General features: G+C 52.4%; 8 protein-coding genes. 5 read left to right on the top strand and 3 right to left on the bottom strand.

What is annotated here, in order from left to right; all coding sequences use genetic code 11:
- Window positions 1–69: 69 nt before the first annotated feature.
- Window positions 70–2,901, top strand: a complete 2,832-nt coding sequence (locus tag KIH39_RS01810) for a protein kinase domain-containing protein (RefSeq protein WP_213497570.1) — start codon at window positions 70–72, stop codon at window positions 2,899–2,901.
- Between the two features lie 251 nt (window positions 2,902–3,152).
- On the opposite strand, the gene tnpC is transcribed toward KIH39_RS01810, so the two are convergent.
- Window positions 3,153–4,532, bottom strand: coding sequence for an IS66 family transposase (gene tnpC, locus KIH39_RS01805; RefSeq protein ID WP_213497362.1), 1,380 nt, complete (start codon window positions 4,530–4,532; stop codon window positions 3,153–3,155).
- Between the two features lie 408 nt (window positions 4,533–4,940).
- Between tnpC and KIH39_RS01800 the strand changes: the two genes are divergently transcribed.
- The 3 genes from KIH39_RS01800 to KIH39_RS01790 are packed head-to-tail and all read left to right on the top strand — an operon-like array spanning window position 4,941 to window position 8,739.
- On the top strand, window positions 4,941–5,939 hold the full coding sequence (locus KIH39_RS01800; RefSeq protein ID WP_213497569.1) for a hypothetical protein: 999 nt from the start codon (window positions 4,941–4,943) through the stop codon (window positions 5,937–5,939).
- The gene (locus KIH39_RS01795) at window positions 5,936–6,841 is read left to right on the top strand and encodes an FHA domain-containing protein (protein ID WP_213497568.1); all 906 of its coding nucleotides are present in this window, start codon (window positions 5,936–5,938) and stop codon (window positions 6,839–6,841) included. The genes KIH39_RS01800 and KIH39_RS01795 overlap by 4 nt, the downstream gene beginning before the upstream one ends.
- 2 nt (window positions 6,842–6,843) lie before the next feature.
- Entirely contained in the window at window positions 6,844–8,739 is a 1,896-nt protein-coding gene (locus KIH39_RS01790; protein ID WP_213497567.1) for an FHA domain-containing protein, read from the top strand.
- 389 nt (window positions 8,740–9,128) lie between these two features.
- Here KIH39_RS01790 and KIH39_RS01785 read toward each other — a convergent pair whose 3' ends face one another.
- A complete protein-coding gene (locus KIH39_RS01785) occupies window positions 9,129–10,013 on the bottom strand; it encodes a sugar phosphate isomerase/epimerase family protein (RefSeq protein ID WP_213497566.1) in 885 nt (294 codons plus the stop codon).
- Window positions 10,014–10,368: 355 nt separating this feature from the next.
- Here KIH39_RS01785 and KIH39_RS01780 point away from each other — a divergent pair, with 355 nt between their 5' ends.
- Window positions 10,369–10,746 carry a hypothetical protein gene (locus tag KIH39_RS01780; RefSeq protein ID WP_213497565.1) on the top strand — a complete coding sequence of 126 codons (378 nt, stop codon included), beginning with the start codon at window positions 10,369–10,371 and terminating at the stop codon, window positions 10,744–10,746.
- A gap of 496 nt (window positions 10,747–11,242) precedes the next feature.
- Here the strand turns inward: KIH39_RS01780 and KIH39_RS01775 are convergent, their stop codons facing one another.
- Window positions 11,243–13,072 carry a gamma-glutamyltransferase gene (locus KIH39_RS01775; protein ID WP_213497564.1) on the bottom strand — a complete coding sequence of 610 codons (1,830 nt, stop codon included), beginning with the start codon at window positions 13,070–13,072 and terminating at the stop codon, window positions 11,243–11,245.
- Window positions 13,073–13,204 lie beyond the last annotated feature (132 nt).

The raw sequence follows: 13,204 nt of genomic DNA, 5'->3' as shown, positions 1-13,204 counted from the left end.
TAAGTACCCGGAGCTTAACGGCGTCTCCTGATTTCGGAAATGCTATTTTGCGAATTAGAGAACTCGCACATGAGCCCTTTCAAGAGCGCCTCGGATCATCCCGCCAACGAAGAATTGGCAGCTTTCGCATTGGGGAAGGAAGTTTCAAACGCGGAAACAATCGCCGAGCATGTCGCCAACTGCGTTCGGTGCGAAACTCTGCTGGCCAAGACGCCGCGCGACACCTTCCTGGGCATTCTGAAGAAAGCCAAAGCCGGTTCGAGTCTGACCGGTGCCCCAAAAGCCGATTCCAATCCTCTCAACACCGAGGAATTACCCCTCGAGTTACGACAGCAGACGAGATACACCTTCCTGAAAAAGCTCGGCGGCGGCGGCATGGGGATCGTCTGGCTGGCCATGCACAACTTGATGAAGCGGAAGGTCGCCGTCAAACTGATTCCGCCGGAAATGATAGGAAATGCCTCGATTCGAGAACGATTTCTTCAGGAAGTCGTCTCGGCGGCCGCGCTGGAACACGCGAACGTGGTACGGGCCTACTCGGCCGAAGAATTCGGTCCCTACATGCTCTTCGAGATGGAGTATGTTGACGGCAAAGATCTGAGCGAAGTGGTGAAAACCAAAGGACCACTGCCGGTGGCTCACGCGATCAATTTCATTCGTCAGGCCGCTCAGGGACTGCAGCACGGCATGCTCAAATCGCTAGTGCATCGGGACATCAAGCCAGGCAATCTGATGCTGACTCGCGCCGGTACGATCAAAGTGGCAGACTTCGGGCTGGCCAAGTTCAATCGGGAATCGGAAAAGGGAAGAGGCCGCAGTCTGACGGGTACCAATGCGATTATGGGAACGCCGGATTACATGGCTCCGGAGCAGGCTCGCGATGCGAAAACCGCCGACATCCGGGCGGACATCTATTCCCTCGGCTGCACCTTCTACTTCCTGCTGACAGGCAGGCCGCCGTTCGATGGCATCTCACTAGCCGATCTGATTTTCAAGCATTGGGAAGATCCCCGGCCCGACGTCTGCTTGCTTCGTAACGATGTCTCGCCAGAATTGTCGCAGTTCATCCAGAAAATGATGGCCTCGAAGTCCGCCGATCGACCGCAAACACCCAAAGAAGTCATCGAGGGACTGGTGAAGCTCTCCAAGGGGGAGACTGTTCAAAAGGAAGTTACCGAAAATTCAAAAATCGAGCGGGAAGTCTTACCATTTCAGGACATCCAGGAGGAATCCAAATCCCGCTCCAGCAGGTCCCTAATCCAGGTAACCCAGCCGAGAAGAAAATGGCCTGTACTCATTGGCGTGTTGGCCTTGCTCTTAGTCGGTTTTGGTATTCTGGCCGCTTCGGGGGTGTTGCGCGTCAAAACCAAGGACGGTATCATTGTTCTCGAAAATGTGCCGGAAGATGCCGAAGTCACGGTGGATGGAAATAAACTGACGATCTCCCCCAGGGAAGGTAAACCCATCGAGATCACTATTTCCGGAGAGAAGAAACATAATCTCGAAGTGAAAAAGGAGGGCTTCAAAGTTTTCGGCAAAGAATTGGAAGTGGAGGTTGGCCGAAGCAAAACGATCTCAGTTCGATTGGAAGCAATGCAAGCGAGAGAAGAGGCAAACGATAAGAAAGAGAGTCCAAAAGTTGGTAACGATGCGGATTGGGCTTCCAAGAGCTCTGGCGACGGGTTTGTGCCTTTGTTCAATGGTAAAGATCTTTCGGGATGGAGCATGGAATACTCGGATTCCAAAGACTGGTCGATCGAGAATGGGGTTCTTCTGGCTCGTGGCACGAATTCGCAGCGACTTGGCTATTTGCTTACAAACAAATCTTATGACAACTTCATCTTGAGACTTGAGTTCAATTTGAACGATCATGCCGCCAGTGGAGTGGTTTTGCGCGCCGTCCCGGGGGAATTGCTGCCGCATCCTCAAGGGGTTAGCATTCGCGAGCACCCTGTGTTCATGCTGGAAGATCAGCCGGGTGGAAGTGAGATCACCGGGACATTGCATTGGGTGCTCGCGAGCACCCACGTCAGACCTAAGAACAGTGCACAGTTGACTTCACCGGGCAACTGGAACAAGTTAGAGATCGAAGTCAACGGACGGACTTTGCGAGCCACGATTAACGACAAGTTAGTCACAGATACCAGTATCACCGAGGGAGTTGTTTTCAAGGATAACACGGTTCCGGCTCTGAATCGAAAAGATGGCCGCATCGGGCTTTTGAAAACGTATAAGGAGGCGCGGTTTCGCAACATCGAGATCAAGGAATTGAATTCCCCTTCGACCGCGACTGATATCTTAGCTCCTTTAAAATCCGAATGGGCAGGCTTGGGAACCATTCAAAGAAGGCGCGGCCAAATAGGCACTTCCACGATCTGCGGCAGTTGGTCGATTCTCAATCGGGAGGGCGAACAATTTAAAGCCCTGTGGCGCACGGACTCCGGATTTCAAGCCACGTTCGAGGGTAAGATCGATGCTTCGGGAAAAATCTCGCTTGAGGCTAGAACTGTCAGTGCCCCCAAGATGGCTGAACGCCAAGCTATTGAGGGCTCTGGTTATGTGACAGCTACTCGAATCGATCTCGTTGTTGAGGACAAAGTGAATGAAAGCACATCCCGAGTTGTACTCAAACGGATGCGGAATGATTTGAAAGATTTCAACTTTCTCGGGAAATGGAAGTTTATCACTTCGCCTAGGAATTTTCAGAACGTTCGCACGGTACTGGAGAATGGCACCGTTCGGGACTGGAACGGAACTTATTGCAAGTGGGTCCGCGAGGGAGGGTTGATTCGGGTTATCATGGCCAACGGCCACGAATCGATGGTTATTGACCCCGATAATCCCAATCAACTTCTTGGTGTGTCCACATACGACAAAGAAGTCAAGTGGATCCGTAATTAGCACAGGCCGGCTGACCTCAACCCAAAACTTCCCGGTTAGGTTTTTGATCTGGGAATTTTGCAGATGGATTTACTGAAGGGAATCGAAGTCTAAAGCCAGAGATGTGAGAGCTTTTTTAATGCCGCCGTCTGCTAGCGACCTGTCTGAATGCAGGGAATTCTGATGAGGACGACGGACGTATAGGATCTACCTTGCCGATTTAGTTAAATTATTATTTAGACATAAAAGTTATGAGGGTTAAGTGTAATAACTCACGCCCTGGCCAAGAGAGAAGGGGCTTTCTCTTGGGCAAAGTGAGCCTGTACCGCTTGAGTCATCCAGGCGAATGAGTTCCGTTTCTGCTGACGACAAGTTTCGATCGCGGTCAGCATTCGTTCAACGAACCGACTCCCCTGGGCCGATTGGGTTCCAAAGCATAACTTCCGCCAAATGACCGCGGGCCGCAAAGCCCGCTCGGCGGCATTATTGGTGGGCTCTACTCCTTCGACATCGACGAACGTCCAAAGCCGAGCCCGGTATTTCCAGAGTTCGGAGCAAAAGCCACGCAGCTTCGGATCGAATTTTCCTCGCAAGAGCAAGGCTTCGACTTCGCTTCGTATGGGGATCATTTGTTCGCCGAACGCTTTATGGCTGAGGGTTCCGTCCCGAACGCGATTCCAGAGTTCGAACATCGCCCGAGTCTGTCGTTGCAAGTCGTGTCCTAAGCGTCGAGCGACCGGACAGGGGCGATCGATGAGGCTTTGGAAGTCGCGGAGCAAATGAGCCCAGCACCACTGCAAGCGTCCGAAAGCCCAATACATCTTGGCCCGGTCGCAGCCTAGAACGCCGGTAAATGAATCGCCCAGGAATTCGAGGACCACCTGGGCTTTGCGGCTGGTGCGGAGAGCGAAGACGCTGAAAGTCGCGGCTACAAAAGTCCAGGTCCAGGCTTTGGCGAGCCCTTCTTTGGTGGGCGATTCGTCGCCGTTGAGGACCGCTTCCCCAGGCAAGGCTAAGGCCAACTCCTGGTAGGGGGCTTGCAAGGCTTCGGCGGCTCGGTTCTGCAGTTTGATCATCCAGGAAGCCGAAGCCTCCTGACCCAGGATTTGTTCCAGAAACAGGGCGCAGCGTCGTTTGGAGAGCCGGAAGCAGACCATCAACAAAGCGGACAAAGCAACCAATCGAGGCCCGGCCATTCCGACAGGCACGCCTGGGGGTAATTCTCCGCAGGTGGTCTTGCCGCACGAACAGCGCAGACGATGGAGTTGATATTCCGTAATCGAAGGCTTGATTTCGGGAATCTCCCAGACCTGATGACGCAAAGGCTGGGGATCTGTTCCGTTCAAAGGTTCGCCACAACGGCGGCATTCGGCCGGTAAACAAACAATGACGCCGTCGCACTCGTGTGCGGAAACCAAAGAGCGTTCGTGTTTGGGATGCCCCGGTTGGCCGCCCGACTTCCGTTTGGCCTTCTTTTGGGCTTGCTTCGAAAGCTTGGCGTGGGGATGTTGCGTTGAAGGCGGCTTCGAAGAGTTGCTGGAATCCTTGCCGAGCTTCGCTTCCAGTTCGGCGATGCGGTTCAAAAGAATCCGCAGCACAGCCTGAACTTCCGGCGTTTGGCGAACAAGCCATTCTTCGCTGACAGACTCCATGCCCCGAGTATGAGATAATTAATTCCCCAGCGCAAGAGCAATTCCCGATAATCTCAGGACGAGGTGTGAGCGGTTACGGGTTAAGTCTCTGAAACAGTCGGATCTCAAGCAGCGGATTTCTCGAAACCAACAAGGCAGTTAAGCCTCATAAAAACCTAGAGAATTGCTTTTCACCGCAATTCGAGACGAAATTTCCTTCCTCAGCAAATTCATATCCGATAAATTTAGATCGGCAGCAGCTAAAATTGCTCGACCCGATTTTCTGACGAAAGAACCAGACTGCTTGCGCATTATCATCTGGAGAACGAGAAACGAACTCGCAAAAGTCGCCGGATCGGCCTCGATTGAAAGTTGCGTATAACCGAGATCCTGTGAATCGAAATGCTCACCGCGGAAGGATAAACGCTCATGCTCCAACGAACATTGCTTTCTCTCAGCCTGATACTGTTGAGCTCCGCGTTGAAAGCGGACGAACCCTACAACCCCTACGCCTCGGTCGTGATGCAACCAGGTTCCTCCGGTAGCGTTTGGGGAGCCACCCAGGTCATGTACGTGCAGTCGCTCGCGGCCCATAATTACGCGCTGGCCGCTACGCAGAAAGAGAAAGCCAAGCAGGAAGCGGTGAAGACGCAAATCCAGAAGCTCGAGGCAAAGAAAAAAGAGATAGAACACATAAAATGGGAACTTGAAAACAAACCCTATCGAGCCGATTTTGAAAAGCGAGTACAGGAGGAATCCTACCGGATGCAGATGATCGCCGCATCCAAGGGAGATATTTTTTCCGGATACGCTCTCGAAGTACTCCGCAAGAGAATGGAGCCTCAGTCGAGTCTGCTCACTTCCGACATCACTCCCCTCCCCGAACAGCTGTTGAACGGAGGGCTTTCCAAGCGAATTAATTTCACTGATGGAACGTACAACGCTTCCACGGGTCTGCTTCTCATGGAGAAGGTCCGCTGGCAGGGGTTGCTGCAGGATGACATCTACAAAAAGGATCGCGAAAAAGTCGAAGAACTTCTGAAGAAAGGGCTTTCGCTGGCGGAGCGAGGCGAAATGACACTTCCCATACAAACCGAACTGAAAGGTTTACTTTTCAGCCTTGATTCCCGCATCTTCGATAATGTTCAAGTCCTCAAAGAAAAAGGCGCCTTCGACCCCTATTTGTTCACTGCCGCTAAAGGTCAACTGAGACAAATTCAGGAAAGCATCAATTTCCTCAGCCGTCCCAATCCCACGGAAACGATCTTTATGAAGAAAAGTATTGATGCCCGCACCGTCGGGGAATTGATCATTCTGATGCGAGATCGCGGCTGGAAGTTCGACAAAGCCTTAGTCGGAAACGAGCAAGCTTACACCACCCTCTACAACGCGATGAAAAAAGCCATCTCGGAAGGAAAATTCCAGTGAACCCGAATATTCCCAAAAGAGAATCCACCTTTCTCGAATCGGACGAAGATATCCGAGCAGCGATAGCGGCTCGCAAATTGGGTGTTAAACCTACCAGTGCTCCCGATCCAAAACCTGCGATTCCTAAACCCGCTGCCATCGTCCCAACACCAGAAACTGCCCCGACGGCGGGTTGGATCGACGTTTCTCCCAAACCCGCTCCTTTGTATGAGCCCCAACTTTTCCAGCCGACCAATCGGCCGCCGATGGCCTCGCTTTGTGTATTGGATGATTTGGGCGAAGACGGTACCTGGCACCGGCTCATGAAAGATCGCATCGTAATAGGTCGAACAGAGGGAGACATTCAAATTCCTCATGACGCGATGATTTCCACGAAACACGCGGAATTGATACGCCAAAAAAACCGCGAGAATTGGCGATGGATCCTCAGCGATCTGGGCAGCACCAATGGCAGCTTCGTACGCGTCGGCAGCGGAATTCTCCACAACCGACAAGAATTTCTAATCGGTCGCACGCACTACCGGTTCGACAGCGCCAAAGGGGAAAGTACCGTACCGGCGGAGAAATCCCAATCGGGCATGACCGTGTCCTGGCAGGATACGGGCGCTCTGGCGATGATACCGTCTATCGTGGAACTGACCCCCCAGGGAGAAGGCCAGCGCATCCCGATCACGACCTCCGAAATATGGATCGGCCGCGACCCGCATTGCCAGGTCATTCCCAAGGAAGATCCTTTCGCGAACGGCAAGCACGCACGCATTTATCGCGATGCCAAAGGAAGATGGTTCATAGTCAACAATAAATCTCTCAACGGCGTCTGGGTCCGCGTGGAGCAGATCCCCCTGGAGGGGAATTGCCAGTTTCTGCTCGGCGAGCAGCGGTTCAAAATGCAGGCGGGCTAAAGATGAAAATTCGACTGTCCATTCAAGACATCGGCGGAAAAACCCGCTCGGTCGAGTCCTCGAAATCGCTCGTTTCGATCGGACGGGATCCGGAGAGCGCAGTCGCGTTCGAAGGAGAAGCGGGGAAAGGCGTCTCCTGGAATCATGCTGTCATTCAATTTCAGGAAAACAAACTGACGATCATGGATGCGGCCTCCAGCAACGGCACACTGCTCAACGATAAAATGCTGCCGCCCAATCAACCCATGACCTTGAAGCTGAAAGATCGCATACAACTCGGCTATACCGGACCGGCCATTACCGTTTCCGCTTTTGACCCGGCCTGGGCCATTGCCGATCCGGAACCGACCAGGAAGGGAAAACAGCCCGCGAAGCAAAACGATTCGCCTTCCAGGAAAATGTCTCCTCGGATCGCCGCGGCGGTCGCGCTGGTTTTGGGACTTGGTTTGATTTGGCAATTCACGGGTAAAGCCAAGAACGACAAATCGAAGGTGGATCCAAACGCGGTATCCAAAGATGCCGGGGCCATCGCTCCCGAATTTTCTAAAGCCGCCGCCTCGACCAATGCCAATAAAACCGAGTCTGCCCCCATCGCCAAGGCGGTTCCCCCCTCGGTGGGCCGATTGATCAAAAAAGACGAAGCTTTTCCAGGTACGTTGCTTCAATGGCCCGGAGAGCCTTACGCCTGGGCTCCCGTTGCGAATAATGGCCGGGTTGAGTTCGGACAATTATTACTGGCACTGCCCGGCTTTCGCTGCCAGATTCAATGCGACACCGGCGTCGCTATCACGGCTCTGAGCAATCTGCCCGAATTCGACCGGGAATTTGTGTCGCCCGATCAATTGAAGAATCTTCCACTGGTTTTGGAAACCTCCTGGATTCACAAAGTGCCGGAAGTGGGAGTCGATACCAGTTTGATTTTCGATCGCGGCCGACTGCATTTTTATAACGGTAAACCTTCGGGATCCGCCCGCATCAAAATCGAAATGAGAAATGCCGAATGGGAGATAATTCTGAAAGACGCTGCCAGCCAGGTGGTCGTCGAGACTTATTTTTCTCCCCTGATCGCCTCCAAACTCGGCCAGCCACTCGATGCGAAAAACGAACCTCTGGTGAATTTCTTTACCACGGGTTCTGTCTTATTAAAACGCAGCGACAAATCGTTCACACTGGATGGTCGCAATGGGATTTTTCAGGAACCTCAGACGCGAAATTTGATCGGACCGAAGCCCCTACCCGCCTGGCCTTATTGGTGGAATGCCAATCTGTCGAATCCCAAGAATGAGTTCGTTCTGGACGCCGTGCGATCTATCAGAGAATGGGCCGATATTATCGAAAAAAGCGATGAAGTATTAAAGGTTGTGATTGCCCGTTGTGAGGCGGAAAAGAACGAGAATTTAAAGCCAATCGCCTATTTGATTCTGGCCTCGTTCGGTGAGATTGGCGAAATCGGACAGAAGGCGATTAGCAAAATCAGTGAGGTCGTCGAATCGACGGAGGAAAGCGAAGCTTCTCGATTAGCTGCCTTATACTCTTTACAAGTCTGGCTGTATCGCAGCGCCCGGCATCTGGATCTTCTCATGCAAACGGTAATTTTCAAGTTGAAGAAATATTCGCCGACCGAAGCCGAGCAAATCTTACGTTTGACGATTGCCCCGGCGAAGGAGGATGAAGAGAATTCCGTTCTGTATCAGGAGTGGCTCTCCGATCTGGAATCTTCCAAATCCGCCGTGCGATTTTTGGCTTGGGAACGCTTGAAGCAGGTCTTAAAGGAAGGCGCGGCGGCATCAATTAACGATTTTAATCCGAACAAGGATCCCAAAGATCCCGATCAGATGAAGTTGTTGAAGAGCATACGCGAGAAGATCCCCGCAGGCTGGACGCCGAAGGCGAAGTAGCGCAAACAACGAAGTTTTTCCTATCAGAGGGGGCAGGTGAGTGAGCCGGGGCTGCTCCTTGCCATGGTTTCACTGAGCGATCCCTATGGGTTTAATTGGTCTAATAGAGGGAATCATCTACCGGTCAAAAATTGATCAAGATTTTTACAAGACTTACGTACTGAATTAACGAGGTTAGTTTTAATCGAGTCATTAATTCTTGACACTAAACCAGACAAGATTTTGCCTAAGCTTCCCAACCGACGGCGTAACATCGGCAAGATAGAATTTAAGAGATTTCACCACCAGTTAAAGAATTGGATTGTTCATTGGGAACTCGGTGGTGAAATCTTTTTTATCGTTTGCAGGTCGTGTGGATTGACAGATGTATATAGAGTCAGGAACCCGCCCTAACTCGCAAACGCCTTATCCATTCGATTCGCCAGATCCTTCATTGAAGCCGCGTCTTTCGATTGGTCGCCGGGCTGTTCCGAGATTCCCCAACCTTCATACCCGATCGCATCCAGAGCTTTCATGATCGCCGGCCATTTGTTGTCGCCTTCGAACAACTTCACATTGAAGCCTTTAACCTTGCCGTATTCCTTGATGTGAAGCTTGAGAATACGTTTGCCAAGAACGGGAATCCAATCTTCGGGGGCCCCGTATCGGATGACATTGCCAATATCGAAATGCCAGCCGACCATGTCACTGTTAATCTCATCCAGAAATGCGGTGGCCTGTTCGGGCTTCGTGATGAAATCATTCCAAACGTTCTCGATTGCCAGCTTTACGCCGACTTCTTTCGCGTAGGGAAGCAGTTGGCGAATCTCGCCGACCGAACGTTTGAAGCACTCGTCGTAGGTGGCGTCTTTATTCACAATGCCGGGGACGAGCAAAACGGAAGTCGCGCCATATCGCTTGGCATCGGAGAGAGCACGCTGCACGCCTTCCCGGCTTTGGGCTCGCACCTTGGGATCTGGATGCGAAAGCGGCTTGGTCCAGTGCGTGCTGCAGCACACGCTAGCCGCCTTCAAACCCGTTTCTTCCAGGGCTTTGACAACTTCCTCCTGATTCATATGACTCATCGGCTCCACGCCTTCGAAACCGGCCTCCTTCAGGGCTTTGAACTTTTCGAGCACCGATCCTTTGTAGCCGATCGTGGCCGACATCATGGCCTTACGCGGAGGTTTGCGTTTTTTCGATTCGTCCGCACTCAGCATTCCCACGGAGCCGACGGCCAGCGCACTGCCGCCGCCGACTTTCAAAAAATCTCGCCGATTGAAGTTGCTTTGCATGGTAGTCCTTGTTGGAGCCGATACCAGAACTTGATTCGATTCCCTTTGCTCGCTGGGGTGAGCGGGTCGGAGGGAAGAAGGCTAGAATCGAATCGCTTACCGCGAAACATCGCGATAATGCTACAATTCGTTATAATCACGAGCGGAGGAGATTCAACATCGTTCCCATTCACCCGTAAAGTGACCCATACTGAGAATAGGAAGCGGCTCTCCAACGAGCCAAATCCGCCCCATTTCTGATTTTCTTCCTCTCAACGCAAATCGCCATTTTTCTTAAAACCAAAGTGATACCGCCGCGAATAAACTTCGAACGAGTCAAAAAATTGTCCATTCGCCCGACCACGGAGAAGCGACCATGAACCCAGTTCCTTTCACTGTCAAACTGTACGGCGGACTTGGTGAATGCCAGGGATTGCTCCAGGATGAAGGGGCGAACATCACTATCGAATTCCAGAAAGTCGATTCTCTGGCCGGTGTCCTCAAATCGGGAATACGAAAAGTGAGCATCCCGCTGAAGGAATTGATTTCGGTCACGCTGACTAAAGGGTGGTTGGGTACGAGCTGGATGGGAGTGACCATCGTTCTGCAGGCCGCTCGGATCGAAACTCTCAAAGATATTCCCGGCATGAGTCACGGCCGGGTGGAATTCAGCGTCGCAAGGAAGAATCGGGACGCTGCGGAGAAATTTGTGGCCGACTTGCATCAAGAGGATCTTTCGGCCGAGGACGAGTAAGTCAGCAGTCAGCAGTCAGCAGTCAGCAGTCAGCAGTCAGCAGTCAGCAGTCAGCAGTCAGCAGTCAGCAGTCAGCAGTCAGCAGTCAGCAGTCAGCAGTCAGCAGTCAGCAGTCAGCAGTCAGCAGTCAGCAGTCAGCAGTCAGCAGTCAGCAGTCAGCAGTCAGCAGTCAGCAGTCAGCAGTCAGCAGTCAGCAGTCAGCAGTCAGCAGTCAGCAGTCAGCAGTCAGCAGTCAGCAGTCAGCAGTCAGCAGTCAGCAGTCAGCAGTCAGCAGTCAGCAGTCAGCAGTCAGCAGTCAGCAGTCAGCAGTCAGCAGTCAGCAGTCAGCAGTCAGCAGTCAGCAGTCAGCAGATAAAGTTGTCGTTCCCACTCAAATTTTCAAGGCAGATTTTGATTGCACTCCATGAATAGCTAAACAAAAATCTGTGATTCCCTGGCAGGCTTAACTGAAAGCTGAAAGCTGATAGCTGATAGCTGATAGCTGAAAGCTCTTTGCTCACTGCCCCCCGCCGTAGAGCAACACCTTCTGAGTCTCAGTAGTCGAGCGCACTCCAGTTTTCGGATCGATTTTCACCGCGGCCACAGTGCCTCGCAAACCGGCCGCCATCTGACTGGGAACGATTTTCACTTTCACTTTTTTCGCTTCCAGTTCGTTAAGGAGCTCAGATCCGTAAAGCCCTTCCGGTAGTGACACAGCCAGACTCCGAGCCCCCTCCGGCTTTGTGAGAGGGCTATAATCGCTCAGATACGCCGGCGCGGCCTGCACTTCCTCCAGACTCAGGCCCTGCCCGGCCACGCTCAAGATCAACTTGATCGTTTCGGGAATCAGAGCCGCGCCGATGGCCGCGGTTGCCAGGATCGGTTTGTTTCCTTCGAGGACAATCGTCTGTACCATTTCATTCGGTAATCGACTTCCCGGTTTGAGGGTGGCCAACCGGGCTTGTTGAAAGCCGGCGGAATCAGGAATCGGAATCCCTCCCACGACGATACCAGTGTCTCCCCAGATCACTGAATTAATCGTGTGTGTGATCGCGGCAATATTCCCGTATTTATCCACAACTACTATCGAATTGGAATGGTGCGGATCGTTTGAAGGGCTCCCGGCTGATTCATCGATTAGAGGCTTGATGCTCTTGGCATACGCCTTGGTCAACTGAGCGGCTGGGGAGGCGTCGATCTTCTTTTCTTTCAAAAGTTTAAGGAACCGAGCATCGATAGCAGGTGCTCCCGAGATTGCATTGTTGATCCTTTGCATATCCATAAGCGATCCGGCCGCTTTCCAGAACGGCGGCCGTTTGATGAGATCGAATTCCTCGATTAGATTCAGTGCGGGGAAAATGTTATAGGCGGAATAGCTCGGTTCACCGGCAGTGTAAACGCGATGCCCTGCGAACTCGGTCGAATGGGGTTCACTCCAAATCACCCGATAATTCGTCAGATCTTCCGGCAAAACCTTGCCCCCTTCGCGTTGAATCGTTTTGACGAACTCCCGCCCCCACGCGCCGCTATACATGTATTGGGCGCCTTCCTTGGCAACCTGCCGCAAGGTATTTGCCAGTTCCGGTTGCTTGAACAGATCGCCTTTCGTGGGCACTTCATTACCGGCCTGATGCAGAAAGACTTTGCCCTCGGGAGTTCTCATCAGAAAGCTTTTCCGCAGTTGGAAACATCCGGCGAGCGAAGCATTCACTTTCACCCCTTGCTCCGCGTACCAGATGGCCGGTTGAAAAAGGTCCGGGAAAGGAAGCCGTCCGAATTTTTGGTGAAGGGCTTCCACCCCGGCCATAAAGCCGGGCACTAAAGTCTCGCGCCCTTTGGCGGGTAATTTGTCCAGCTCATCTTTTTCGTTTTTGCGAAGATCTTTGAAAGTCTGATTGAGCGGTCCCATATCGGCCTGGGGAATCGTCTGGGGGTCGGTTTCATTCCGATAGGTTTGATAGCCGGCATCGAGCGAATAGACTTTGCCCGTTTTCGCGTCGTAGTAGACCATAGTCATAATCCCGGCGTAGGAGACTACCGAGCCGAGTTGAGTTGTGATTTGCGTTAGAGCGATTGTACCGGCGGCATCGGCGGCTGTGCCTCCCTGACGGAGCGCTTCGATTCCCGCCTGAACCGCGATCGGAGAGGCGATGGCCGAAATGACTCCTTCTTTACTCGATATCGAGCGATTTGCGCTGGGAGACCAACCTCCGGTTTCCCGTTTCTCGGCTTGCTCCCGCTCAGCGGCGTTCCATTTTGCGGGCGACAAATCACCGGCTTGTGAGATTTCAAACTGGATAATCAGAAGCGTAACACTTGCCAGGAAGAGCCGGGGAATTTGTCGCATTCGGATTTCCTTTTCACATGCAAGGAGATGTAACAAGCTCGTTCTGCACCAATTTACGGGATGGAAGTGAGTAGGTCTATGCACCGCTCCAATTTCGGCAGAGAAGATAGGAACCATTTTGCCAACTAGCAA

This window comes from Telmatocola sphagniphila, from assembly GCF_018398935.1.
In the GTDB taxonomy this organism is placed as follows: domain Bacteria; phylum Planctomycetota; class Planctomycetia; order Gemmatales; family Gemmataceae; genus Telmatocola; species Telmatocola sphagniphila.
The sequence above is the reverse complement of the archived record's forward strand: the minus strand, read 5'-3'. Positions and strand labels throughout refer to the sequence as shown.

Coding starts and splice junctions, on each gene's coding strand:
- KIH39_RS01800 (WP_213497569.1), top strand. CDS start 4,941: ATGCTCCAACGAACATTGCTTTCTCTCAGCCTGATACTGTTGAGCTCC.
- KIH39_RS01810 (WP_213497570.1), top strand. CDS start 70: ATGAGCCCTTTCAAGAGCGCCTCGGATCATCCCGCCAACGAAGAATTG.
- KIH39_RS01775 (WP_213497564.1), bottom strand. CDS start 13,072: ATGCGACAAATTCCCCGGCTCTTCCTGGCAAGTGTTACGCTTCTGATT.
- KIH39_RS01780 (WP_213497565.1), top strand. CDS start 10,369: ATGAACCCAGTTCCTTTCACTGTCAAACTGTACGGCGGACTTGGTGAA.
- KIH39_RS01785 (WP_213497566.1), bottom strand. CDS start 10,013: ATGCAAAGCAACTTCAATCGGCGAGATTTTTTGAAAGTCGGCGGCGGC.
- tnpC (WP_213497362.1), bottom strand. CDS start 4,532: ATGGAGTCTGTCAGCGAAGAATGGCTTGTTCGCCAAACGCCGGAAGTT.
- KIH39_RS01790 (WP_213497567.1), top strand. CDS start 6,844: ATGAAAATTCGACTGTCCATTCAAGACATCGGCGGAAAAACCCGCTCG.